Source organism: Mesorhizobium sp. M0174, assembly GCF_040322275.1.
Lineage (GTDB): Bacteria > Pseudomonadota > Alphaproteobacteria > Rhizobiales > Rhizobiaceae > Mesorhizobium.
Window position 1 is genome coordinate 153,721 of record NZ_JAMYTB010000001.1, and the last position, 22,723, is coordinate 176,443.

21 protein-coding genes and 1 pseudogene are annotated in these 22,723 nt (G+C 63.2%); 16 read left to right on the forward strand and 6 right to left on the reverse strand.

Annotated elements, in window-relative coordinates:
- Positions 1–97: 97 nt before the first annotated feature.
- Positions 98–855 (reverse strand): annotated as a pseudogene (locus NKJ13_RS00815) (SDR family oxidoreductase).
- Between the two features lie 272 nt (positions 856–1,127).
- Between NKJ13_RS00815 and NKJ13_RS00820 the strand changes: the two are divergent.
- The 6 genes from NKJ13_RS00820 to NKJ13_RS00845 are packed head-to-tail and all read left to right on the forward strand — an operon-like array spanning position 1,128 to position 6,947.
- Positions 1,128–2,381: a sarcosine oxidase subunit beta gene (locus NKJ13_RS00820; RefSeq protein ID WP_352506384.1), complete on the forward strand. Its 1,254-nt coding sequence runs from the start codon at positions 1,128–1,130 to the stop codon at positions 2,379–2,381.
- Positions 2,381–2,803 (forward strand): hypothetical protein, encoded by a 423-nt coding sequence (locus NKJ13_RS00825; protein WP_352506383.1) that lies wholly within the window; start codon positions 2,381–2,383, stop codon positions 2,801–2,803. Before NKJ13_RS00820 ends, NKJ13_RS00825 begins: the two co-directional genes overlap by 1 nt.
- A gap of 8 nt (positions 2,804–2,811) precedes the next feature.
- The gene (locus NKJ13_RS00830) at positions 2,812–3,108 is read left to right on the forward strand and encodes a sarcosine oxidase subunit delta (RefSeq protein ID WP_352776972.1); all 297 of its coding nucleotides are present in this window, start codon (positions 2,812–2,814) and stop codon (positions 3,106–3,108) included.
- Positions 3,105–6,098, forward strand: a complete 2,994-nt coding sequence (locus NKJ13_RS00835; RefSeq protein WP_352737019.1) for a sarcosine oxidase subunit alpha — start codon at positions 3,105–3,107, stop codon at positions 6,096–6,098. The genes NKJ13_RS00830 and NKJ13_RS00835 overlap by 4 nt, the downstream gene beginning before the upstream one ends.
- A complete protein-coding gene (locus NKJ13_RS00840) occupies positions 6,091–6,669 on the forward strand; it encodes a sarcosine oxidase subunit gamma (RefSeq protein WP_352737018.1) in 579 nt (192 codons plus the stop codon). Before NKJ13_RS00835 ends, NKJ13_RS00840 begins: the two co-directional genes overlap by 8 nt.
- A 53-nt stretch (positions 6,670–6,722) precedes the next feature.
- The gene (locus tag NKJ13_RS00845) at positions 6,723–6,947 is read left to right on the forward strand and encodes a hypothetical protein (protein ID WP_352737017.1); all 225 of its coding nucleotides are present in this window, start codon (positions 6,723–6,725) and stop codon (positions 6,945–6,947) included.
- A gap of 101 nt (positions 6,948–7,048) precedes the next feature.
- Here NKJ13_RS00845 and NKJ13_RS00850 read toward each other — a convergent pair whose 3' ends face one another.
- Both NKJ13_RS00850 and NKJ13_RS00855 read right to left on the reverse strand, forming a co-directional pair.
- Positions 7,049–7,288 carry a DUF680 domain-containing protein gene (locus tag NKJ13_RS00850; RefSeq protein ID WP_352737016.1) on the reverse strand — a complete coding sequence of 80 codons (240 nt, stop codon included), beginning with the start codon at positions 7,286–7,288 and terminating at the stop codon, positions 7,049–7,051.
- 177 nt (positions 7,289–7,465) lie between these two features.
- Positions 7,466–8,107, reverse strand: a complete 642-nt coding sequence (locus NKJ13_RS00855) for a TetR/AcrR family transcriptional regulator (protein WP_352737015.1) — start codon at positions 8,105–8,107, stop codon at positions 7,466–7,468.
- Positions 8,108–8,299: 192 nt separating this feature from the next.
- Between NKJ13_RS00855 and NKJ13_RS00860 the strand changes: the two genes are divergently transcribed.
- On the forward strand, positions 8,300–9,007 hold the full coding sequence (locus tag NKJ13_RS00860; RefSeq protein WP_352737014.1) for a hypothetical protein: 708 nt from the start codon (positions 8,300–8,302) through the stop codon (positions 9,005–9,007).
- Positions 9,008–9,027: 20 nt separating this feature from the next.
- Here the strand turns inward: NKJ13_RS00860 and NKJ13_RS00865 are convergent, their stop codons facing one another.
- The 3 genes from NKJ13_RS00865 to NKJ13_RS00875 all read right to left on the reverse strand — a co-directional run bounded on the left by NKJ13_RS00865 (position 9,028) and on the right by NKJ13_RS00875 (position 11,724).
- Positions 9,028–9,522 (reverse strand): MaoC family dehydratase, encoded by a 495-nt coding sequence (locus NKJ13_RS00865; RefSeq protein WP_031211357.1) that lies wholly within the window; start codon positions 9,520–9,522, stop codon positions 9,028–9,030.
- Positions 9,523–9,561: 39 nt separating this feature from the next.
- Positions 9,562–10,377: an SDR family oxidoreductase gene (locus tag NKJ13_RS00870; protein WP_352737013.1), complete on the reverse strand. Its 816-nt coding sequence runs from the start codon at positions 10,375–10,377 to the stop codon at positions 9,562–9,564.
- Between the two features lie 522 nt (positions 10,378–10,899).
- A complete protein-coding gene (locus NKJ13_RS00875; protein WP_352687995.1) occupies positions 10,900–11,724 on the reverse strand; it encodes a MurR/RpiR family transcriptional regulator in 825 nt (274 codons plus the stop codon).
- Positions 11,725–11,869: 145 nt separating this feature from the next.
- On the opposite strand from NKJ13_RS00875, the gene NKJ13_RS00880 reads away from it, so the two are divergent.
- The 9 genes from NKJ13_RS00880 to NKJ13_RS00920 all read left to right on the forward strand — a co-directional run bounded on the left by NKJ13_RS00880 (position 11,870) and on the right by NKJ13_RS00920 (position 22,703).
- Positions 11,870–12,694 carry an N-formylglutamate amidohydrolase gene (locus NKJ13_RS00880; RefSeq protein WP_352687997.1) on the forward strand — a complete coding sequence of 275 codons (825 nt, stop codon included), beginning with the start codon at positions 11,870–11,872 and terminating at the stop codon, positions 12,692–12,694.
- A 21-nt stretch (positions 12,695–12,715) separates the two neighbouring features.
- Complete coding sequence (locus NKJ13_RS00885; RefSeq protein ID WP_254816891.1) at positions 12,716–14,272, forward strand: amino acid permease; 1,557 nt, start codon at positions 12,716–12,718, stop codon at positions 14,270–14,272.
- 104 nt (positions 14,273–14,376) lie between these two features.
- Positions 14,377–15,747 (forward strand): glutamine synthetase family protein, encoded by a 1,371-nt coding sequence (locus tag NKJ13_RS00890; RefSeq protein ID WP_352687999.1) that lies wholly within the window; start codon positions 14,377–14,379, stop codon positions 15,745–15,747.
- A gap of 180 nt (positions 15,748–15,927) precedes the next feature.
- Positions 15,928–17,316, forward strand: coding sequence for an aldehyde dehydrogenase family protein (locus NKJ13_RS00895; RefSeq protein WP_352688001.1), 1,389 nt, complete (start codon positions 15,928–15,930; stop codon positions 17,314–17,316).
- Between the two features lie 17 nt (positions 17,317–17,333).
- Entirely contained in the window at positions 17,334–18,506 is a 1,173-nt protein-coding gene (locus NKJ13_RS00900) for an iron-containing alcohol dehydrogenase (RefSeq protein WP_352688003.1), read from the forward strand.
- 242 nt (positions 18,507–18,748) lie between these two features.
- A complete protein-coding gene (locus NKJ13_RS00905; protein WP_352647657.1) occupies positions 18,749–19,855 on the forward strand; it encodes an ABC transporter substrate-binding protein in 1,107 nt (368 codons plus the stop codon).
- Between the two features lie 64 nt (positions 19,856–19,919).
- Positions 19,920–20,834, forward strand: coding sequence for an ABC transporter permease (locus NKJ13_RS00910; RefSeq protein ID WP_023675356.1), 915 nt, complete (start codon positions 19,920–19,922; stop codon positions 20,832–20,834).
- Positions 20,831–21,622, forward strand: a complete 792-nt coding sequence (locus NKJ13_RS00915) for an ABC transporter permease (protein ID WP_352478173.1) — start codon at positions 20,831–20,833, stop codon at positions 21,620–21,622. Before NKJ13_RS00910 ends, NKJ13_RS00915 begins: the two co-directional genes overlap by 4 nt.
- A 16-nt stretch (positions 21,623–21,638) precedes the next feature.
- Complete coding sequence (locus NKJ13_RS00920; protein WP_352737011.1) at positions 21,639–22,703, forward strand: ABC transporter ATP-binding protein; 1,065 nt, start codon at positions 21,639–21,641, stop codon at positions 22,701–22,703.
- The last annotated feature ends 20 nt before the right edge of the window (positions 22,704–22,723 follow it).

Below are 22,723 nucleotides of genomic sequence, written 5' to 3' on the forward strand. Positions count from 1 at the left end.
GTTTTCGAGGAGAAGACGGAATCGTCAAATCGCCGGGAAAAGCAAGACCGGTTTTCAGGCATTGCGGCTTGCGGGCCTAGGCCGACCGCGAAACGCTTCACGTGCGGGTGATCGAGACGCCGCCGTCGGCGAACAACGCCGTGCCGGTGGTGAAGCTCGATGCATCGGAAGCCAGATAGAGCGCCGAGCGGGCGATCTCGTCAGGCTCGGCGACGCGCTTCAAGGCATGCAGGTTTTCGACGAAGGCTCGCGATTCAGGTGTCTTGAACGTTGCCGAGGGCGTGTCGGTGCCGCCCGGCAGCAGCGCGTTGACCCGCACGCCCCTAGCGCCATATTCGGCGGCCAGCACCTGCGTCAATCCGATCAGTCCGGCCTTGCTCGCGGCATAGCTGGTCATGCCGGGCATGCGACCGTGTGGCCGACAAAGGTGGAGGTGAAGATCAGCGATCCGCCGCCGCGGTCGACCATCGCCGGCACCTGATATTTTGCGCCGAGAAAGGCGCTGGTCAGGTTGGTGTCGAGCGTCTCGCGCCAGCCCTCCAGCGACAGCTCCGAAACCGGCCCGGTCTTGCCGACCGAACCGGCATTGTTGAAGGCGATGTCCAGCCCGCCGAATTTCTCGACCGCCAGGTCGACCAGGGCCTTCGCGTAGGCTTCGTCGCGGACATCGCCGGCAAGGGCGATGGCGGTGCCGTCGGCGTCTTCGATTTCGGCAACGAGCGCGTCAAGCTCCGCCTTGCGGCGGGCAGCGACGACCACCTTGGCGCCTTCCTCCGCAAACAGCTTGGCCGTGGCGCGGCCTATGCCGGAACTGGCGCCAGTGACGATGGCGATCTTGTTGGCAAGTGCGAGCATTTTTTTTTGCATCCTTTTTTCGCGCCGGCATTTTGCCGGCAATTGGATGCTTGGTCGCAAATGGGGTTGGTCGGAGCCACCCGATACGTGCAAGGTGCTTCAGATGTGGTTTGATCGCTCCATCACGTCGCATGCCTCTTTTTCATCACGGCGCAAAACGGCAAGCGCCGTCGCAAACAGTGCAAGGCTGGCAGCGCCGTTTCGCTAGTGATACAAGCTCGCGCGCCGGGGTTGGCTGATCTGCCCGGCCGTCATTTGCGAGGCCTGCGACGTTGAAGAAATACTCGGTATTCGCCATCGCCCGCGAGGCCATGCGCGGCCACAAGGGTTGGGAGGAACAGTGGTCCTCGCCGGAGCCGAAGAAGGAGTACGACGTCATCATCGTCGGCGCCGGCGGCCACGGCCTGGCCACCGCCTATTATCTCGCCACCGTGCACGGCATCACCAACGTCGCGGTATTGGAAAAAGGCTGGCTCGGCGGCGGCAATACCGGCCGCAACACCACCATTATCCGCTCGAACTATCTCTACGACGAGAGCGCCGGAATCTACGATCACGCGCTGAAGCTGTGGGACGGGCTCAGCCAGGAGCTCAACTACAACGTCATGTATTCGCCGCGCGGCGTCATGATGCTGGCCCATAACATCCACGACATCCAGGTGCTGCAGCGCCACGTCCATGCCAACCGGCTGAACGGCATCGACAACGAATGGCTGACGCCGGAGCAGGCCAAGGAATTCTGCCCGCCGCTCAACATTTCGCGCAATGCGCGCTATCCGGTGATGGGCGCCTCCCTGCAGCGCCGCGGCGGCACGGCGCGTCACGATGCGGTCGCCTGGGGCTATGCGCGCGGCGCCTCGGCGCGCGGCGTCCACATCATCCAGAATTGCGAGGTCACCGGCGTCAAACGGGCGCCGAACGGCGCGGTCACGGGCGTCGAGACGACGCGCGGCTTCATCGGCGCCAGGAAGATCGGCGTGGTCGCCGCCGGCCACTCCTCGGTGATCATGAACATGGCCGGCGTGCGTATGCCGCTGGAAAGCTATCCGCTGCAGGCGCTGGTGTCGGAGCCGGTCAAGCCGGTGGTGCCCTGCGTAGTCATGTCGAACACGGTGCATGCCTATATCTCGCAGTCCGACAAGGGCGAACTGGTCATCGGCGCCGGCACCGACCAGTATGTCTCCTATTCGCAGACCGGCGGGCTGCACATTTTGCAACATACGCTCGATGCGATCTGCGAGATGTTCCCGATCTTCACCCGTATGAAGATGCTGCGCTCATGGGGCGGCATCGTCGACGTGACGCCGGACCGTTCGCCGATCCTGGCCAAGACGCCAGTGCCCGGCCTCTATGTCAATTGCGGTTGGGGCACGGGCGGTTTCAAGGCGACGCCGGGTTCGGGCCATGTCTTTGCCCATACCATCGCCAGGGACGATCCGCACCCGATCAACGCGCCCTTCACCATCGAGCGCTTCCGCACCGGCCGCCTCATCGACGAGGCGGCGGCGGCAGCGGTGGCGCACTGATGATGACCGAGATGGCCGTCGCCATGCCGCTGATGCTCGCCGGCGAGCAAGGCCTGTTCCATTTTCCGTCGCCGGACGAGGTGCGCACGCAGCCGATCAGCCGCGCCGAAAACGAGACCGAATGGCCGTTTTCCGTCGACGACGGCATTCTGGCCTGCGTCTGGAGCGGCGGACAAAGGGTCGTCTCGTTTCTTGAAGGCCGGCCGGCGGATCTGGACGACGACGAGCCGTTCGAACCGCGCGTCGTCATCGTCACGGTCGATCCGGTCCTGCTGACGATCGGCAACATGGCCAACCGCGACCTCTTCAGCCCTGCGGCAAGCATCGAGGAGCGCATCCGGCTCGTCGCGCCCTTCGTGACCTTGGGCCAGAGGCTTTGCGACCAACCGGCCGGCGCCCGCCTCGGCCACGGCGAATTGTAGGACCAACCATGCTTCTCATCCGCTGCCCCTATTGCGAGGAAGAGCGTCCGGAGCTCGAGTTCCGCAACGCCGGCGAGGCGCATATTGCGCGTTCCCCTAATGTCGCCGGCGAGAGCGACGACGATTTCGAAAAGTTCTTCTTCATCCGCTCAAATACCAAAGGCATCATCTATGAGCGCTGGCGGCACATGCATGGCTGCGCGCGGTTCTTCAACGCCGTGCGCGACACCGTCAGCGACAGGTTCCTGATGACCTACAAGGCCGGCGAGCCGAAGCCCGTAAAGCTGCCGGGAGCCGCAAAATGAGCGCGACATTCCGCATTGCCGGCGCCGGACGGCTCAAACAGGCAAAGATAGCTGGCTTCAGCTTCGATGGCCGTCCCTATACCGGTATCGAGGGCGACACGCTGGCCTCGGCGCTGCTTGCCAATGGCGTCCATCTTGTCGGCCGGTCGTTCAAGTACCACCGGCCGCGCGGCTTTCTGTCGGCCGGCGCCGAAGAGCCGAACGCGCTGGTCGAGATCAAACGCGACGCGGCACGCAAGACGCCGAACGTCCGAGCTACGGTGCAAGAGCTCTATGACGGGCTGACCGCACAGTCACAGAACCGCTGGCCGTCGCTCGCCTTCGACGTCGGCGCCGTCAGCAGTATCGCCTCGCCGATGCTTTCGGCCGGCTTCTACTACAAGACGTTCATGTGGCCGAAGACTGCATGGAAAAACCTCTACGAACCCAAGATTAGGGCCGCCGCCGGCCTTGGCGTCGCTCCCGACCAGCCGGACCCCGACCATTATTCGGCGCGCTTCGCCCACTGCGATGTGCTGGTGCTGGGCGGCGGTGCCGCGGGTATCGCCGCGGCATTGGCCGCGGCTGAAACCGGGGCGCGTGTCATCCTTGCCGACGAGCAGGCGGAATTCGGCGGCAGCCTTCATTTCGAGAGCGGCGCCAGTATCGATGGCCAGGACGGTTTTGCCTGGGCGCAGTCCGCCGTCGCCAAGTTGAAGTCGATGGACAATGTCCGCGTGCTGCCGCGCACCACGGCGTTCGGCTATTACGCGCAGAATTTCGTCGGGCTGGTCGAGCGCGTCAGCGACCATCTACAGAACCCCGGCCGCGACCTGCCGCGCGAGCGGCTGTGGCAGGTTCGTGCCAAACGGGTGGTGCTGGCGACCGGCGCCATCGAGCGGCACATGGTGTTTGCCGAAAACGACCGCCCCGGCATCATGCTGGCGTCGGCGGCGCGCACCTATCTCAACCATTACGGCGTCGCCGTCGGCAGGAATGTCGGCGTCTATACGGCAAACGATTCCGCCTACGCGGCGGCGATCGACCTGAAAAAGGCCGGCATCAACGTGGCGGCGATCATCGATCTGCGCGACAACCCGACCGGGCCGGTGATCGACGAGGCGAGGGCGCTCGGCATCGAGGTCAATTTCGGCCGCGCGGTGATACGCGCCGGCGGCAAATTGCGGGTGTCGTCGATGACCGTGCAGCCGAAGAATGGCGGCGGCGAACGCACCATTCCGGTCGACGCGATCCTGATGTCGGCCGGCTGGACGCCGTCGGTGCACCTGTTCTCGCAATCACGCGGCAAGGTCGCCTTCAACGACGAGACCAAGCGCTTCGTGCCCGGAACCTATGCGCAGGACTGCGTCTCGGTCGGCGCCTGCAACGGCACCGACGGGCTGTCGGCCACCATCGACGAAGCTTACGCCGCCGGCGCCAAGGCGGCCAAAGACGCCGGCAGCAGGCCGGCCAAGGGCACCAAGCCGAAGATCGACGCCGGCGAAAGCTGGTCGCGCGGCATGCTGGGTGCCGCACCCGGTGCCGGCGCCGACACGACGGTGAAGGCGTTCGTCGACTTCCAGAACGACGTCACCGCCAAGGACATCCGCCAGGCAGTGCATGAGGGCATGCGCTCGATCGAGCACGTCAAACGCTTCACCACCAATGGCATGGCGACCGACCAGGGCAAGACCTCCAATATGCACGGCCTGGCGATTGCCGCCGAGACGTTGGGCAAGCCGATCCCGCAGGTCGGGCTGACAACATTCCGCGCGCCCTATACGCCGGTGACATTCGGCTCGATCGTCGGGCATGCGCGGGGTCCCCTGTTCGACCCGACCCGCAAGACGGCGATCCATCCCTGGGCCGAGCGCCAGGGCGCTGTATTCGAGGATGTCGGTCAGTGGAAGCGCGCCTGGTATTTCCCGAAGCCGGGCGAGGACATACATGCCGCCGTCGACCGCGAATGCGTCACGGTGCGCAAGACAGCCGGCCTGTTTGACGCCTCGACGCTGGGCAAGATCGAGGTGGTCGGGCCGGATGCGGCCAAATTCATGGAACTGCTATACACCAATCCATGGGAAAAGCTTGAGCCCGGCCGCTGCCGCTACGGCATCATGCTGCGTGAGGACGGCTTCATCTATGACGACGGTGTCGTCGGCAGGCTTGCCCCCGACCGTTTCCATGTGACGACGACGACCGGCGGTGCGCCGCGGGTCATGAACCATATGGAAGACTATCTCCAGACCGAGTTCCCGCATCTCAACGTCTGGCTGACCTCGATCACCGAGCAATGGGCGGTGATTGCCGTGCAGGGACCGAAGTCTCGCGACATCATTGCGCCGCTGGTCGAGGGCATCGACATGTCGGATGAGGCGCTGCCGCATATGTCGGTGCGCGAAGGCCGGATTTGCGGCGTGCCGACCAGGCTGTTTCGCATGTCGTTCAGCGGTGAGCGCGGCTTCGAGGTCAACGTGCCGGCCGACTACGGCGAAGCGGTCTGGGAAGCGTTGTGGGCCGAGGGCCAGAAGCATGGCGCCTGTGCCTATGGCACAGAGTCTATGCATGTGCTGCGCGCCGAAAAGGGCTACATCATCGTCGGCCAGGATACCGACGGCACGGTGACGCCGAACGACGCCGGGCTCGACTGGGCGGTCGGCAAGAAGAAGACCGACTTCGTCGGCATTCGCGGCATGGCGCGGCCGGATCTGGTCGCCAAGGGCCGCAAGCAGCTTGTCGGCCTGAAGACCAGGGATCCCAAGGTGGTGCTGGAGGAGGGCGCACAGATCGTCGCGAACCCGAAGCAGGCAATCCCGATGAAGATGATTGGCCATGTCACGTCGAGCTATTGGTCGCAAAATTGCGGCCGCTCGATCGCGCTGGGGCTGGTCGCCGGCGGCCGCGATCGCACGGGCGAGACGCTCTATGTGCCGATGCCGAACGGGGTGATCGAGGTGGAGGTCACCGGCATGGTGTCCTTCGACGAGAAGGGGGAGCGCCTCAATGGCTAAGGCCGCCGTGAAAACCAACGCCGCCGGACCCTCAGTCGAACGCCGTCCGGCTCTCGCCGGCCAGTCGCTTTCCGCCGCCGGCGTTACACTTGCCGTGCTGCCGCCGGCCGAGCGCATATCGCTGCGCGCGCCGGAAGCCTCGATTGCGGCACTTTCGAAAGCGCTCGGCGTCGTCCTGCCGCAAAGGCCGAAAACCTCGGCGGCAAAGGCCGGACGCACGGCCTTGTGGCTCGGGCCGGACGAATGGCTGGTCATCGACGAGAACGGAAAAGATCCGCTCGCCGACTGCGCCAGCATTTCCGTACTGCATTCGGCGGTCGGCATCTCGCACCGCAACGTCGCCATATCGGTTACCGGTCCGGCTGCCGCGGCGACGATCAATGCCGGCTGCCCGCAGGATCTGTCGCTCGACGCCTTTCCGGTCGGGTCGGCGTCGCGTAGCATTCTCGGCAAGGTCGAAATCGTGCTGTTGCGCACGGCGGCCGACGCGTTCCGCGTCGAATGCTGGCGTTCCTTTTCCGATTATGTCTTTACTTTTCTGTCGGAGGCAACGCGCGACGCGGCAGCATAGGCATGTTCGCCGCGCCCGACCGTTCTGCGACAGCGAGCCGAGGGAGAATGCAAATGCCGCCGAGCTCCGCGCCGAAGTCGCCGGTCAAGACTCCGGCCGTGCGCTCTTTCGAAGACGAGCAGCGCACTGGGACAGATATCGAAGAGGAACTCGAGGAAGGCCTCGAGGATACATTCCCGGCCAGCGATCCGGTGTCGATCACCGGAACGGCCATTCCCGGCGCACCGGCAAGACCCGGCAAGCGTAAAAACGTGGCGGGACAGAAGCGTAAGAAGTGATCTGCACGCCGCGATAAAGCAGGGCTGAAGCAGACAAGATCGGCGGCCGGAAAGTCCTGTCGCCCTTTCGGTTCATCACCGCGTATTGTCGCCGGGCCGGCTCAGAAGCTGCTTGGCACGATCCACGGATCGATGCCGATGCCGAGTCTCGGGCCCTTGCTGCCGGCCTTGTGTGTCGGGGCATCGGCGTTTTCAAGCGATCCGGTCGGCGCGCAATCGAGCTTAGCACCGGCCTTGGTGTCGATGCAGGCCGCTTCTTGCTTGGCTGGCTGACTGCTGCCGGCAAATGCGGCGCCAGAGAGCGCCAGCAGGGCGGCGAGCGTGAGGACTGCCTTCTTCATCGTCGGTCTCCGGTTCAGTTATTGAATTTCTCGTACGTGTACGGAACTGCGTACAGATACGCCCTGGACTCCCGGTGTTCAAGCAAAATCGCACGCGTACGGAGAATTGCCGAACGCTCGGCGCCGCAGCGCAGAACGTTCGGAGAAGATCCTGCAGATCGGGAGGAGCGCCGCTCTTCAGCAGTTGACCGACGGCGTGAGCGGCGCAATCTCGTGCGCGGCGATGGCTTCGAGCATGATGTCGCCGATCCGTGTGATGAACGTCGTCTGGTCGCCGAACGGGTAGAACGGGAAGGTGATCAGCAGCGAGATGGCGCCGTGGCCGACCGCCCACAGCATGGTAGCGATGGCGCGTGGATCGCCTTTGAGCCTGCCGGCGGCAACGCAGGCTTCGACCCTCGCGATCAGCACTTTCATCGCCGGGTTGCCGCTCTCCATTTCGGCGAAGGTCTTTCCGGCTGGCGGCCCGACTTTTTCGGTCATGAAGACGGTGCGGTATTCGTTGGGATTTTCCAGCCCAAAGGCGGCGTATTCGACAAGCACCGCCTTGAGCGCCTCGATCGGGTCGTCGGCCGTATGATTTGCGATGCGCCTGGCCAAGGTCTCGAAGGCATCCTCGGCCAGCGCGAACAGGATGTCCTGCTTGTCGGCGAAATAGGAATAGACCGACATCGGCGCATAGCCAACGCGCTCTGCGAGCTTGCGGATGGTGAGGCCGTCATAGCCTTCTTCCTGGACAAGCTTGTGCGCGGCGTCGACAAGTTCGGAACGCAGTTCGGCCTTTTGTTTTTCGCGGCGCTCCTGGACGCTCAGCTGCAACTTTCTACTGCCTTATGACTGATGGCTGGATGCAGCATATATACGCTGTACGGCGTCGGGCAAGGGTGGCACGAAGCAGAAGGCTGACTGTCGCAATACCCATGTAACCCGGCAATAAAGCCGGCAACATCGGACTGTTACAGACAAAGACTAATTCGCGGCTCTGCAAGAATTTCGTTTCGGGAGGCCGTTATGACCGGAACTGAGCTTTCGTCCGGCGTGCCGGACGTGGACCCGCTTTCCCATCGCGCCAGGATGGCGCTCAGGCGCGTCGTCATGGTCGCATGGCTGGCGATCGCGCTCGGCTTTGCCATGGAAGCTCTCATTCTGACCGTCAGATTTGCGGCTGGTGCCTACCCGGCGACGACGCAGGTTCTGATCGAACTGGCGCAAGGCGTGACCTGGTCGTTCTTCGTCTGCGCCGGCGTCAGCCTCGGCACGGCGCTCGCCAAGGTGCGAGCCTCGCTCGGCGGCTTGATCAGCGCGATTTCAGCGCCACTGGCGATGGGCATCGCCAAAGGGACGCAAAAGGTCATGGTCAGCGCGCTGGACGCGGCGGCAAAGCCGGCCATCCTGTCGCTCACGACCCTGGGTGTGCTGCGGGCGATCGAATACGGGCTGCTCGGCTGGACACTGGCGTCGCTGGCATCGAAGGAAGAACCGCGTCCGCTCCATTTCGCGCTGGCGGGCGCCCTGATAGGCGCGGTATTCGGCGGCGGGATCACGGTGCTGACCATCGAGACGGCCGCGGCAAACGACGCTGCTCTCGCACTGCCGCAGGCTATCGCAACCGGCCTCAACGAGATCGTGTTTCCAATCGGTTGCTCACTGGTCGTCTACATTGCGCTGCAGGTCAGCCGCCATATGAAGTATGTCGCGGCCGAAGCCAAACAGATTTAGGTCCCCAGGCGTTGGATACCTCAAACCGCTTCCGGTTGGCGTTCGATCAGCGTCAGCGTCAGCCAGCGCGCGGTCAGCGCCGGTTTTTTCGAGCCCTCGATCTCGATCGTCACGTCGTGCGCCGTCTGCACCCAGCCGGACGGCCTGACCTTGACGTCGGCCAGCACGAAACGGGTGCGGATGCGCGAGCCGGTCTTCACCGGCGCCAGGAAGCGCAGCGAATCGAAGCCATGATTGACGCCCATCTTGCTGTTTTCCAGCGGCGGCATGGTTTCGAAGGTCATCGCCGACAACAGCGAAAGCGACAGGAAGCCATGCGCGATGGTGCCGCCGAACGGCGTTTCGCGGCTGGCGCGTTCCGGATCGCAATGGATGAACTGATGATCGTCGGTGGCATCGGCGAACTGGTCGATCATGCGCTGGGTGACGACCCGCCATGGCGACACGCCGACTTCCTTGCCGACGTTGGCCAGAAGCACATCGAGACTGATCGGTTCCACGCTGATGTCCTCCATCTTCACCCCCGGCATTTCACTCGCCGGATGGCGTGCGTCTCATTCCTTGAATAATGTCAGCCCGTGTTGCACCGACTGCCCGCCATCGATCGGCAGGATAGCGCCGGTGACATAGCTGCCGGCACGGCTGCACAAATAGAGCGTTGCGCCGGCAATGTCATCCGGTGCGCCGATGCGGCCGATCGGAACATGGTTGCCGACATGTCTTGCCTGGTCTTCGGTGCCGGTGGCGAAGGCCGTCATCCGGCTCCGGAAAGGGCCAGGCGCAAAGGCGTTGACGGTGATGCGGCGGCCGGCGAATTCGATCGCCAGGATGCGCGTCAGGTGGTGAACCGCGGCCTTCGAGGCCGAGTAGGAGTAGGCATCTTCGGCCAAAGGCTGCGTGCCCATCACCGATCCGAGGTTGATCACCCGGGCCGGGTCGGCATCGCTGGCGGCGGCCTCGAGCAGTGGCAGCAACTCGCGCGTCAGGTGGAAGACCGCGGTCACATTGACGCCGAACACCTTGGCCCAGGCATGGTAGGGAAAGCTTTCCAGCGGCGCCCCCCAGGAGATGCCGGCATTGTTGACCAGGATATGCAGCCGCTCGGTCCGCGCCCTGACCTCGGCCACAAGCGCCGCAATGCCGGCCTCGCTGGAGACGTCGCCGGCAAAACCTTCCGCCCTGCCGGGCGCGCCAAGGCCGTTCAACTCGCCGGCTACCCCGACGCAATCCTCGCCCTTGCGCGAGGCGATCATCACGGTGGCGCCGGCCTTGACCAGAGCGGTCGCCGCCATGCGGCCGATGCCAGTCGCGGCGCCGGTGACCAGCGCCGTCTTGCCGGCGACTGAGAACAGCTCGTCCAGATAGCTCATCGATTTCCTCCGCGCAGTTCACCGCTGTTTGACTGATGGTTCAAGGAGCGGCTTCGCATCGACAAGGCTAGCCGAACTACGATTATCCTTGCCACGCCAAAAGTATCCGGACTGCGGCGATGGCACGGTTTGCGGCTGAAATGGTTAAGCCCGAACGGCAAGGTGGTCATTCGGCCGTGACATGGTTCGGATGAATGATGCAGCCGTCCCTCCAAGCGAGCACCTTGGCCCCAGCGGTTCATTTCGCGCGTGAAGCAAGTCGTCATTACTCCTCCGCCAAGCCGCAGGCGGGTCTTGATGACGTGGGACGGTGGTTGAGCGATAGGGCAGGACTGACATTCGTCGTCGTGGACGGGAGCTATGCTTCCCCGGGGGAGCTGTGGGTAAGAAACAACGCATCGTCCTGCTGGCAGCTGTTTTGGCGTCTGCCTTTGGCGTTTTGTTGCTGATCCTGATCCTGCAGATGGTCAGTTTTTTGGTTGACTAGGCGCGGCCAGGAGCGTGCTTTTCCAAAAGCCTGCGCTACCGCAGGCTTTCCAGCTCGCGGATGCGTTTGGCGCCGTCGGCCTCGAGCTGCCTTGTGACGGCGCCGATCAGCGCTTCGGCAACGACGAAAAGGGCGGCGGATGAGTCCCAGGCCGAAGGCACGGCGGTGCGCCCGGCGATGACATGGCGGGCAAAGCGGGCGATCGGCGACAGCCACTGGTCGGTAAACAGCACGATCTGCACGCCGCGCTGGTTGGCGGTCTCGGCAAAGCGGACGAGGCTGTCCTGATAGCGCCTGATGTCGAAGATCACCAGCACGTCGCGCTTGCCCATGTCGATCAGCCGGTCGCGCCAGACGCTTTCCTGGCCGGCGAGATGGAAGACGTTGGGTTTGATGATAGCAAGGTGGGCCGCCATGTAGCGCGCCAGCGGGTCGGTGAAGCGGCCGCCGATCAGGAATGTCTTGCCGCGCCGGTCGGCAAGCTTGGCGACGATGTCGGCAAGCTGCTTGTCCGAGAGATGCCGGAATGTCTCGCGCATATTGTCGAGCGTCGCCTCCAGCATCGGCGAGACGGCGCTGCCCTGCGATGGCGGATTGAGCGTGCGCGAGGCCGGCGACTGCAATTGCGCCGCCAGTTCGTCTTGCAGCGCCGACTGGAATTCCGGATAGTTCTGGAAGCCGAGCCGGGCGACGAAACGCAGGATCGTCGGCGACGATACGCCGGCGGCAGCCGAGAATTCGGCGACCGTCTTCAGCCCGATCAGCGGATAGCTGGCGATCAGCGTTTGCGCTGCGCGCCGCTCGCCGGCCGGCATGGTGCCGATGCGGTCGGAGATCAGTTCGGCAATGCTGGAAACCATGTTTTTCCCCACCCTGGCCGGGCCGTTACCGCATTATCGAAATCGCGTTTGACAAAGCCGGCCAAACTGTATGAAATCATCCATAGGGACGCAATGAGGCAAAATACGTAACATACGGTACAGCGCTCCCCGGGGACGGCAGACAATGGAGACAGCACGGCCCGCCAGCCTTGCATCGCCTGAAACCGTAAGGGTGACGAACCCCGGCGGATTGAGCCCTTTCGTGCTGACCTGCGACCACGCCTCCAATTTCCTGCCGCCGGAATTCGGAACGCTCGGACTTGCCGCCGAGGAGCTTTCCCGCCACATCGCCTGGGATCCCGGCGCCTTGCCGGTGGCGCGCCGCATGGCCGAGGCACTCGATGCGACGCTGGTCGAGACCTGCATTTCGCGGCTCGTCATCGACTGCAACCGCCCGCTCGATGCACCGGACCTGATAGTGACGGTCAGCGCCAGCGAAAAAACCGTGGTCCCGGCCAATCAGGGGCTTTCGGCCGATCAGCGGGAGGCGCGCATCGCGCTCGCTTGGCGGCCGTTCCACGACCGGATCGCGACGATCATCGACGAGCGCCTGGCGGCCGGACGGGAGACGCGGCTGGTCTCGGTCCATTCTTTCACCCCGGTCTACAAGGGCAGCAGCCGGCCCTGGCATATCGGCGTTATCCACGACGAGGACCGCCGGCTGGCGGCGCCGCTGATCGCGGCGCTGCAGCGGGTCGCCGGCGTCACCGTCGGCGTCAACGAACCCTATTCGCCGGCCGACCGCGTCTATTTCACGCTGGAACGCCATGCCCGCTCGCGCGGGCTGCCCTGCGCAATGATCGAAATCCGCAACGACGAGATCTCCGGCGCAGCCGGGCAGCGGAAATGGGCGGATCTGCTCGCGAGTATTTTTCTCAATCTGGAGCCCGAGGCGGCCAAGGCCTCCAGACCAAGCGCAGTCGGAAAGTCAGTTCAATCGGCCAGCTAAGAAACCAAAAGGGGACTAAAAATGGCAGCATCGGGCTACACTGAAGTTGACAAGGCGGAGGACGTAAAGGTCCTCCACAATATGGGCTATGCCCAGGAACTGGAGCGGCGCCTCAGTCGCTTTTCAAATTTCGCGGTCTCCTTTTCGATCATCTGCATCCTGTCCGGCGGCATCAACTCGCTGGCGCAGGCAACCTCCGGCTCCGGCGGTATCGGCATCGGCATTGGCTGGCTGGTCGGCTGTTTCGTTTCGCTGACCTTCGCTGTAGCGATGTCGCAGATCAGCTCGGCCTATCCGACCGCCGGCGGCCTCTATCATTGGGGCTCGATCCTCGGCAATCGCGGCACCGGCTGGGTGACGGCCTGGCTCAACCTGCTCGGGCTGATCACCGTGCTCGGCGCCATCAATGTCGGCACTTGGACGTTTTTCCTCGGCGCCTTCGGACCGGCGCTCGGCATCGAGGGTACGCTGACCAACCAGATGATCTTCCTGGTCATCATCACGGGCGCCCAGGCACTGATCAACCACCTCGGCATCAAGCTGACGGCCAAGCTGACCGACTTCTCGGGCTATCTGATCTTCTTCGGCTCGATCCTCATCGCGGTCGTCTGCCTGATCTCGGCCGAAACCTGGGATTTCAGCCGGCTGTTCACCTTCCACAATTATTCCGGCGATGCCGGCGCCGGTGTGTGGCCGTCGGTATCCAATGCCTGGGTGTTCGCGCTTGGCCTGCTGCTGCCGATCTATACGATCACCGGCTACGATGCGTCGGCGCATACTTCCGAGGAGACCATCAAGGCGGCGAGCTCCGTGCCGCGCGCCATGGTCATGTCGGTGATCTGGTCGGCCGTCTTCGGTTATCTGTTCCTCGCAGCCTTCGTGCTGATGATCCCGAACATGGACGATGCGGCCAAGCAGGGCTGGAACGTGTTCTTCTGGGCCTTCGACCAGCGCGTCAGCCCGGGCGTCAAGGAGTTCGTCTACCTCGTCGTCTTCCTGGCACAGCTGCTTTGCGGCCTCGCCACCGTCACCTCCGCTTCGCGTATGATCTTTGCCTTCTCGCGGGACGGCGGCCTGCCGGGTTCCTCGGCACTGGCCAAGGTCAGCCCGACCTACCGCACGCCGGTGGCGGCGATCTGGACGGCGTCGATCCTGTCCGTCCTGTTCGTCTGGGGCTCGACGCTGGTTTCAGTCGCAGGCACCTCGGCCTACACCATCGTCGTGTCGTGCACCGTCATCTTCCTGTTCCTCTCCTTCACCGTGCCGATCGTGCTCGGCATGCTGGCCTGGGGAACGCCGAAATGGGACAAGATGGGGCCGTGGAACATGGGGCGCGCCATTTTCATGCTGTTCGGCGTGCTTTCGATCCTGTCGATGCTCCTGATCTTCGTCATCGGCATCCAGCCGCCGAACGACTGGGCGCTCTACATCACCGTCGGCTTCTTCATCCTGACGGCGATCGTCTGGTTTGCCTTCGAGCGCAACCGCTTCCAGGGCCCGCCGCTCGGCGACATCATCGCGGCGCGCCAGGCAGCGATCAAGGCTGCGGAACAGGCCGTCGGCGAAACCGGCCACTGAGGCAAGTCCTCCAACTATGGCCGGCGCTTTGCCGGCCATAGCTTCCCACATCTTCAAAGTGGCCTTTACAGGCCCGAAACGACAAGCGCTGGAGTGCCAAAGGAATGGCCGGAAATTTCTCCTTCGATCAGTTGAAGCAAGCGGTCTCCAGCGGAGAGGTCGACACCGTGCTGGCCTGCATCGTCGACATGCAGGGGCGGCTTGCGGGAAAGCGGTTCCTGGCCCGGTATTTCGTCGATTCCGCGCATGACGAGACGCATGGCTGCAACTACCTGCTGGCCGCCGACATCGATATGGAACCGGTGCCGGGCTACAAGGCGGCGAGCTGGTCGAAGGGCTATGGCGATTTCGTCATGAAGCCGGACCTTGCGACGCTGCGGCGCGTTCCGTGGCTGGAAAAGACGGCGCTGGTGATCTGCGACGTGCTCGACCACCATACCCATGACGACCTGGCGCATTCGCCGCGCGCCATGCTGAAGAAGCAGGTCAAGCGGCTGCAGGATCGCGGCTATATCGGCTATTTCGCTTCCGAGCTCGAATTCTATCTGTTCAGTGAAACCTACGATTCGGCCCGCAAGAAGCACTGGCAGGGCCTCGAGACGGCATCGCCCTATATCGGCGATTACCAGATCGGCATCACCACCAAGGAAGAAGGCGTCATGCGCCGGCTTCGCAACGAGATGGAAGCGGCCGGCATCCCGATCGAGAATTCGAAGGGCGAGTGGGGGCCAGGCCAGGAAGAGATCAATGTCCGCTACGCCGAGGCGCTCGACATGGCCGACCGCCACGTGATCCTGAAGAACGGCGCCAAGGAAATCGCCGAGTCCGAAGGCAAGGCGATCTCGTTCATGGCCAAGTACAATTACGGGCTGGCCGGCAATTCCAGCCACATCCATAATTCGCTGTGGAGCGCCGACGGCAAGACACCATTGTTCTACGACAAAAATGCCGAGTGGACGCTGTCGACACTCGGCCAGCAATGGGCGGCCGGCCAGCTCAAATATGCCAAGGAATTCACCTGGTTCCTGGCGCCCTACATCAACTCGTACAAGCGCTTCCAGGCCGGCACGTTTGCGCCGACCAAGATCATGTGGAGCGAGGACAACCGCACCGCCGGTTTCCGTCTTTGCGGCGAGGGCACCAAGGGCATCCGCATGGAATGCCGCATCGGCGGCGCCGACCTCAATCCTTATCTCGCCTTCGCGGCACTGATCGCAGCGGGCCTTGCCGGCATCGATGAAAAGCTTGAACTGCAGAAGCCCTTCGTCGGCGACGCCTACCAGGCCTCGCAGCTGCCGGAAATTCCAAAGACACTGCGCGACGCCACCGCAACGCTGGCGGAATCGAAGATGCTGAGGCACGCGCTCGGCGACGATGTGCTGGAGCATTACATCCACACGGCACACTGGGAACAGTTCGAGTACGACCGCCGGATTACGGACTGGGAACTGCACAGGGGGTTCGAGCGGTATTGAATGGCTGGCAATGTCGGCGCCGCCCGCCCCTCACCTTTACCCTCTTGTGAAGAACGGGGAGAGGGGGTCGCCAGCGCTGGAGCTTGTCCCTTCTCCGTCACTATAGGCGGAAAGGTGCCGGCAGGCGGATGAGGGCGGCGTGACCAACGATAATTATTGTAGAATGCGAGGACCCAAGGCATGACCGAAACGGTCAAGATAAAATCCCCTGTCGACGGTTCGATCTATGCCGAACGGCCTCTTGCCACCGACCAGGCGATCGGTGCCGCGGTCGAACGTGCCAAGGCGGCGCAAGAGAAGTGGGCTGAGACGCCGGTCGTCGAGCGCGGCAAATACATGCTTGCCATGCTGGAAGCGCTGGTCGCCATGACCGGCGAGATCGTGCCGGAGATCGCCTGGCAGATGGGCAGGCCGGTGCGCTATGGCGGCGAGTTCGGCGGCGTCAGGGAACGTGTCAGCTACATGGTCGAGATCGCCGAGGCGGCCTTGAAGCCGGTCATGGCCTCCAACCCGAAGGACGGCTTTCGCCGTTATGTGAAGAAGGTGCCACTCGGCGTGGTCATGGTGATCGCGCCTTGGAACTATCCCTATCTCACCGCCGTCAACACCATCGTCCCGGCGCTGATGGCCGGAAGCGCCGTCATCCTCAAGCACGCGGCGCAGACGCTGCTGGTCGGCGAACGTTTTCAGCAGGCGTTTGACACAGCAGGCCTGCCCAAGGGCCTGTTCCAGAACCTTGTCATGAACCACGCGCAGACCGAAAGGCTGCTCGGCTCCGGCAAGATCGACCATGTCAACTTCACCGGCTCGGTCGCCGGCGGCCGCGCCATTGAAAAGGCCGCCGCGGGCACCTTCATGACGCTCGGCCTCGAACTCGGCGGCAAGGATCCGGCCTATGTGCTGCCGGACGCCAAGATGGACCATGCGGTTGCCAATCTGGTCGACGGCGCCTTCTACAATTCCGGCCAGTGCTGCTGCGGCATCGAGCGCGTCTATGTCCACGAGAAGGTCTACGATGAATTCGTCGAGGGCTTCATTGCCGAGACCAGGAACTACGTCGTCGGCAATCCGCTCGACCAGGCGACCACCATGGGGCCGATGGCGCAGGCGCGCTTCGCCGACCTGATCCGCGAGCAGAAGGCCGAGGCGTTGCGCAAGGGCGCCAGGGCACACATCAACATGAAGGTGGCCAACGACAGGCAAGGTTCGCCCTATCTGGCGCCGGAAGTGCTGACCCAGGTCGACCACCAGATGAGCGTCATGCGCGAGGAAAGCTTTGGCCCAATCGTCGGCATCATGAAGGTGCGCAACGACGAGGAAGCGATCGCGCTGATGAACGACAGCCCCTATGGGCTGACGGCCTCTATCTGGACGCGCGACATTGAGCATGCGGCGGCGATCGGCGATCGTGTCGAGACCGGCACCGTGTTCATGAACCGCTGCGACTATCTCGACCCGGCGCTGGTCTGGACCGGTGTCAAGGACACCGGCAAGGGCGCGGCACTGTCGGCCATCGGCTACGACAATCTGACCAGGCCGAAATCATACCATCTGCGCGAAGCCATCTGACTTTTCGAAAGACAAAAATGACAAAACTCGTTTCCAAATGGAATTACCCGACGACCGTCCGCTTCGGCGCCGGACGCATCAAGGAGCTGCCGGAGGTGCTGGCGGCGACCGGCATCAAGCGGCCGCTGTTCGTTACCGACCCGGGACTGGCCAAACTGCCGGTGGTGGCTTCGACGCTGAAAATACTGGACGATGCCAAGGTGCCGTATGGCGTGTTTTCCGAGGTCAAGCCGAACCCGGTCGATTCCAACCTGACCGCCGGCATCGCTGTGTTCAAGCAGGGCAAGCATGACGGCGTCATCGCCTTTGGCGGCGGCTCGGCGCTCGACCTCGGCAAGCTCATCGCCTTTCAGGCCGGCCAGACCCGGCCGGTCTGGGATTTCGAGGATGTCGGCGACTGGTGGACGCGCGCCGATGCCGATGCGATCGCGCCGATCATCGCGGTGCCGACCACCGCCGGCACCGGCTCGGAGGTCGGGCGCGCCGGCGTCATCACCAATGAGGCGACCCACACCAAAAAGGTCATCTTCCATCCCAAACTCTTGCCGGCGATCGTCATTGCCGATCCGGAGCTGTCGGTGGGCATGCCCGGTTTCATCACCGCCGGCACCGGCATGGATGCGCTTGCCCATTGCCTCGAAGCCTATTGTGCGCCGGGCTATCACCCGATGGCCGACGGCATCGCGGTGGAAGGCATCAGGCTGGTCTTCGAAAACCTGCCGAAAGCCTATGCCAACGGCAAGGATCTAGTCGCCCGCGCCAACATGATGAGCGCGGCCGCCATGGGGGCCGCCGCCTTCCAGAAAGGGCTTGGCGCGATTCATTCGCTGTCGCATCCGATCGGCGCGCTCTACGACACCCACCACGGCATGACCAACGCCGTGTTCATGCCTTATGTGCTGGCCTTCAACCGCGAGGCGATTGAGCCGCGCATAGCCCGGCTCGCCGCCTATTGCGGCATCAAGGGCGGCTTCGACGGTTTTGCGAAGGCGATCATCAAGCTGCGCAAGGAGCTCAAGGTGCCGCACGCGCTGCCCGGCCTGATCAAGGGGCTCGACATGGACAAGAAGCGCAAGGGCCTGATCGCCGACATGGCGATGGTCGACCCGACCGCCGGCGGCAACCCGGTCAAGCTGACCAAGAAGGCGGCGCTGACGCTGCTGGAAAATGCCATCGCCGGCGCCGTCTGAGACAACTTCCGCATTGGAAATCCACTTTGGAAAAGAGGCGAAGAAAGGGGGAAAGGATGAACGGCAAGGTCGAAACTAGTTAGCCGGAAAAATAGCCGCGTAGCGATTGCTACAGCCGGTTAAAAAGAGTTTACTTTTTCGTACTGCAGGGCATCGCTTTCACAAAGCTTTCATCTGGCTGTCACACGAAAACGATACCGCATCGCAGGCGTCCAACGGCGTCAGTTCAACGGAGAGAACACATGTTCAAATTCACGGGAAAACTGCTTTCCCTTACGGCCGTCGCCCTGATGGCGACCTCTGCCATCTCGTCGGCCCAGTCCATGGATGAACTGGTCGCCGCAGCCAAGGCTGAAGGCCAGCTCACCACCATCGCGCTGCCGCATGACTGGTGCGGCTACGGCGCGGTCATCGACGGCTTCAAGGCAAAATATCCGGGCATCACCGTCAACGAGCTCAATCCCGATGCCGGCTCCGGCGACGAGGTCGAAGCGATCAAGGCCAACAAGGACAACAAGGGCCCGCAGGCGCCTGACGTCATCGACGTCGGCCTGAGCTTCGGCCCGACCGCAAAGAAGGATGGCCTGATCCAGGCTTATAAAGTATCGACCTGGGACTCGATCCCGGACAGCGCCAAGGATGCCGAAGGCTTTTGGACCGGCGACTACTACGGCGTGCTTTCGTTTCTGGTGAACAAGGACCTGGTCAAGGAAGCGCCGGCCGACTGGGCCGACCTGCTGAAGCCGGAATTTGCCAATACCGTGGCGCTCGCCGGTGACCCGCGTGCTTCGAATCAGGCCATCCAGGCCGTCTATGCCGCCGGCCTTTCCAGCGGTGCGGCCGCCGGCGAAGCCGCCGGCACGGCTGGTCTCGACTTCTTCAAGAAGCTCAATGCCGCCGGCAATTTCGTGCCGGTCATTGGCAAGCCCGCGACGCTTGCCCAAGGCCAGACGCCAATCCTGGTGACCTGGGATTATAACGCGCTTGCCGGCCGCGACACGCTGAAGGGCAATCCGCCGGTCGACGTCGTCGTGCCGAAGACCGGTGTCGTCGCCGGCGTCTATGTTCAGGCGATCAGCGCCTACGCGCCGCATCCCAATGCTGCCAAGCTATGGCTGGAATATCTCTATTCCGACGAAGGCCAGATCGGCTGGCTGAAGGGCTATTGTCACCCGATCCGCTTCAACGACCTCGCCAAGAATGGCAAGCTCCCGGCTGACGTGATGGCCAAGCTGCCGCCGGCCGAGTCCTATGCAGCCGCGGTGTTCCCGACGCTCGACGAGCAGGGCAAGGCCAAGGAAGCCATCACCAAGAACTGGGATGCCGTCGTCGGCGCCAACGTCAAGTAAGACTTGAGATCAGCCGGGCGGCTTAGATCGCCGCCCGGCATACCTCCAGGACGGTAGCCGGCGCATGACCGATATCTCGTTGTCCGATCACGCTGTTGCCGGGAAGACCGCGCCTCCTGCCGACGCCCGCAGTATGAGGCTGCCGACACAATGGCTTGGCGTTGCGCCTTTCTTCATCTTCGCCATCATGTTCCTGATCCTGCCCACGCTCTATCTGATGCTGGGCGCATTCCGGAACGATGCCGGCGAATTCACTTTCGAAAACATAGCGGCCTTGGCGCAGCCGTCGATCGTTGCCGCCTACTGGATCTCAATCAAGGTCAGCCTCGCCTCGTCGCTGATCGGTGCTTTCGCGGGGCTTGCCATTGCCATCGCCATCGTGCGCGGCGGACTGCCGGAATGGATACGCTCGGCGACACTGACCTTCTCCGGCGTGGCCTCCAATTTTGCCGGCGTGCCGCTGGCCTTCGCCTTTCTCGCGACGCTCGGCCGGCTCGGGCTCGCCACGGTGCTGCTCAACGTCTTGGTCGGCTTCAACATTTATGCCCATGGTTTCAACATTCTGTCGTTCTGGGGCCTGACACTGACCTATGTCTATTTCCAGATCCCGCTGATGGTGGTGATCATCGTGCCAGCGATCGACGGGCTGAAGAAGGAATGGGGCGAAGCGGCAGCAACGCTTGGCGCGACCCAGGCGCAGTTCTGGCGTATGGTCGTCATTCCGGTGATCTGGCCAAGCTTCCTCGGCACCGTCATCCTCTTGTTCGCCAACGCCTTCGGTGCCATCGCCACCGCTTACGCTCTGACCGGCTCCTCGCTTAACATCGTCCCTATCCTGCTCTACGCGCAGATCCGCGGTGACGTGCTGCACAATGCCCATCTCGGCTATGCCATTGCCTTCGGTATGATCGTCATCACCGGGCTTGCCAATGTCTTCTACATCTGGTTCCGGACGCGCTCGGAAAGGTGGCTTAAATGAAGAGCGGACGTTTCTGGGCCTGGGTCGTCTTCGCGCTGGGCGCTGCCTACTTCTTCATTCCGCTTATCGCGACGGTGGAATTTTCCATGCGCATGCGGCGCGGCGCCTATTCCTTCGATGCGTACAAAGTCGTGTTTGGCGACCCCCGTTTCCAGGCGACCTTCGGCTATTCCGTACTCGCTGCTGTTTTCACCATCATTCTCGGCGTGCTGATCGTGGTGCCTACCGCTTATTGGATCCGCCTGCGGATGCCGCAGCTCAGGCCCGTCGTCGAGTTCATCACGCTGCTGCCGCTGGTCATTCCCGCCATCGTCATCGTCTTCGGCTACATTAGAATGTACGGGTCGAACTCACCGCTGCCGTTCCTGGGCAGCGAGACAGGAGCCAATGCCTTGCTGGTCATCGGTTATGCGACACTAGCACTGCCCTACATGTATCGCGCCGTCGACACCGGACTTCGCACGATCGACGTGCGGACACTGACCGAGGCGGCGCAGATTCTCGGCGCCGGCTGGGGCACGATCATCACCCGGGTCATCCTGCCCAATGTGCTGATCGCGGTGCTGTCGGGCGCCTTCCTGACCTTCGCCATCGTGATAGGCGAATTCACCATGGCTAGCCTGCTCAACCGGCCTGCCTTCGGACCCTATCTGCAGAACGTCGGCGCTAACCGAGCCTACGAGCCGGCGGCGCTTGCCATCATCGCCTTCGCCATCACCTGGGGCTGCATGTCGCTGATCCAGATCCTGTCGCGTTTCGCGCCGCGATCGGCGAACCGTCCGAACTGACCCGAAGGAAAAAGCCATGACCGAGCCCTTCCTCTCAATCCAGCATGTGCGAAAATCCTTCGGCCCCATCATCGTGGTGCAGGATTTCAACCTCGACGTCGAGCCGGGCGAATTCGTCTCTTTCCTTGGGCCATCGGGCTGCGGCAAGACGACGGTGCTGCGCATGGTCGCTGGTTTCGAAGAGCCGTCCGCCGGCAAGATCGTCGTGGCCGGCAAGGACATCACCCGGCTGAAGCCCAATCAGCGCAATGTCGGCATGGTGTTCCAGGCCTATGCGCTGTTTCCGAACCTCACCGTGGCGCAGAATATCGGCTTCGGGCTGAAGGTCGCCGGCATGCCAAAGGCCGATGCCGACAGGCGCATTGCCGAAATGCTCGATATCATCAAGCTGCCGCAGATGGGCGACCGCTATCCCTACCAGCTTTCCGGCGGCCAGCAGCAGCGCATCGCGCTGGCGCGGGCGATTGCGCCGAAGCCGAAGCTGTTGCTGCTCGACGAGCCGCTGTCGGCGCTCGACGCGAAGGTGCGCGTGTCGCTGCGCGAGGAAATCCGTTCGATCCAGAAGAAGCTCGGCATCACCACCATCTTCGTCACCCACGACCAGGAAGAGGCGCTGTCGATCTCCGACCGCATTGCTGTCATGTATGGCGGCAAGGCCGAGCAAGTAGGCACGCCGTTCGAGATCTACAACCGACCGGCAACCAAATTCGTTGCCAATTTCGTCGGCACGCTGAACGTGCTTGAAGGCACGGTCACCGACGCGGCTTCGGGCAAGGTGCGCGTCAATTCGCAAGAGGTTTCGCTCAAGGGCAAGCTCAACGGCTCGAAATCCGGCGACACGCTGTCGTTGGCACTGCGTCCGGAAGCGATTTCGCTGGGGCGCCACCCCGGCCGCGACTCCAGCCTTTCGGGCGAAATCGCCGAAGTGCATTTCCTCGGCTCGGTCATCCGCGTGCGCGTCGGCATCGGCGGCGCCACGGTCTCGCTCGACACGTTCAACAGCCCGGCCACGCCGCCGCCGGCCGTCGGCGAAAAGGCCGAAATTTCGTTCTCGTCGGGCGACATGCTGGTGCTGCATTAGGGGAAGAGGGAATAGTGAAT

Bases quoted from the DNA above. Each gene is read 5' to 3' on its own strand.
- NKJ13_RS00825 (WP_352506383.1), top strand. From the start codon at position 2,381: ATGATGACCGAGATGGCCGTCGCCATGCCGCTGATGCTCGCCGGCGAG.
- NKJ13_RS00830 (WP_352776972.1), top strand. From the start codon at position 2,812: ATGCTTCTCATCCGCTGCCCCTATTGCGAGGAAGAGCGTCCGGAGCTC.
- NKJ13_RS00835 (WP_352737019.1), top strand. From the start codon at position 3,105: ATGAGCGCGACATTCCGCATTGCCGGCGCCGGACGGCTCAAACAGGCA.
- NKJ13_RS00840 (WP_352737018.1), top strand. From the start codon at position 6,091: ATGGCTAAGGCCGCCGTGAAAACCAACGCCGCCGGACCCTCAGTCGAA.
- NKJ13_RS00845 (WP_352737017.1), top strand. From the start codon at position 6,723: ATGCCGCCGAGCTCCGCGCCGAAGTCGCCGGTCAAGACTCCGGCCGTG.
- NKJ13_RS00850 (WP_352737016.1), bottom strand. From the start codon at position 7,288: ATGAAGAAGGCAGTCCTCACGCTCGCCGCCCTGCTGGCGCTCTCTGGC.
- NKJ13_RS00860 (WP_352737014.1), top strand. From the start codon at position 8,300: ATGACCGGAACTGAGCTTTCGTCCGGCGTGCCGGACGTGGACCCGCTT.
- NKJ13_RS00865 (WP_031211357.1), bottom strand. From the start codon at position 9,522: ATGGAGGACATCAGCGTGGAACCGATCAGTCTCGATGTGCTTCTGGCC.
- NKJ13_RS00870 (WP_352737013.1), bottom strand. From the start codon at position 10,377: ATGAGCTATCTGGACGAGCTGTTCTCAGTCGCCGGCAAGACGGCGCTG.
- NKJ13_RS00875 (WP_352687995.1), bottom strand. From the start codon at position 11,724: ATGGTTTCCAGCATTGCCGAACTGATCTCCGACCGCATCGGCACCATG.
- NKJ13_RS00880 (WP_352687997.1), top strand. From the start codon at position 11,870: ATGGAGACAGCACGGCCCGCCAGCCTTGCATCGCCTGAAACCGTAAGG.
- NKJ13_RS00885 (WP_254816891.1), top strand. From the start codon at position 12,716: ATGGCAGCATCGGGCTACACTGAAGTTGACAAGGCGGAGGACGTAAAG.
- NKJ13_RS00890 (WP_352687999.1), top strand. From the start codon at position 14,377: ATGGCCGGAAATTTCTCCTTCGATCAGTTGAAGCAAGCGGTCTCCAGC.
- NKJ13_RS00895 (WP_352688001.1), top strand. From the start codon at position 15,928: ATGACCGAAACGGTCAAGATAAAATCCCCTGTCGACGGTTCGATCTAT.
- NKJ13_RS00900 (WP_352688003.1), top strand. From the start codon at position 17,334: ATGACAAAACTCGTTTCCAAATGGAATTACCCGACGACCGTCCGCTTC.
- NKJ13_RS00905 (WP_352647657.1), top strand. From the start codon at position 18,749: ATGTTCAAATTCACGGGAAAACTGCTTTCCCTTACGGCCGTCGCCCTG.
- NKJ13_RS00910 (WP_023675356.1), top strand. From the start codon at position 19,920: ATGACCGATATCTCGTTGTCCGATCACGCTGTTGCCGGGAAGACCGCG.
- NKJ13_RS00915 (WP_352478173.1), top strand. From the start codon at position 20,831: ATGAAGAGCGGACGTTTCTGGGCCTGGGTCGTCTTCGCGCTGGGCGCT.
- NKJ13_RS00920 (WP_352737011.1), top strand. From the start codon at position 21,639: ATGACCGAGCCCTTCCTCTCAATCCAGCATGTGCGAAAATCCTTCGGC.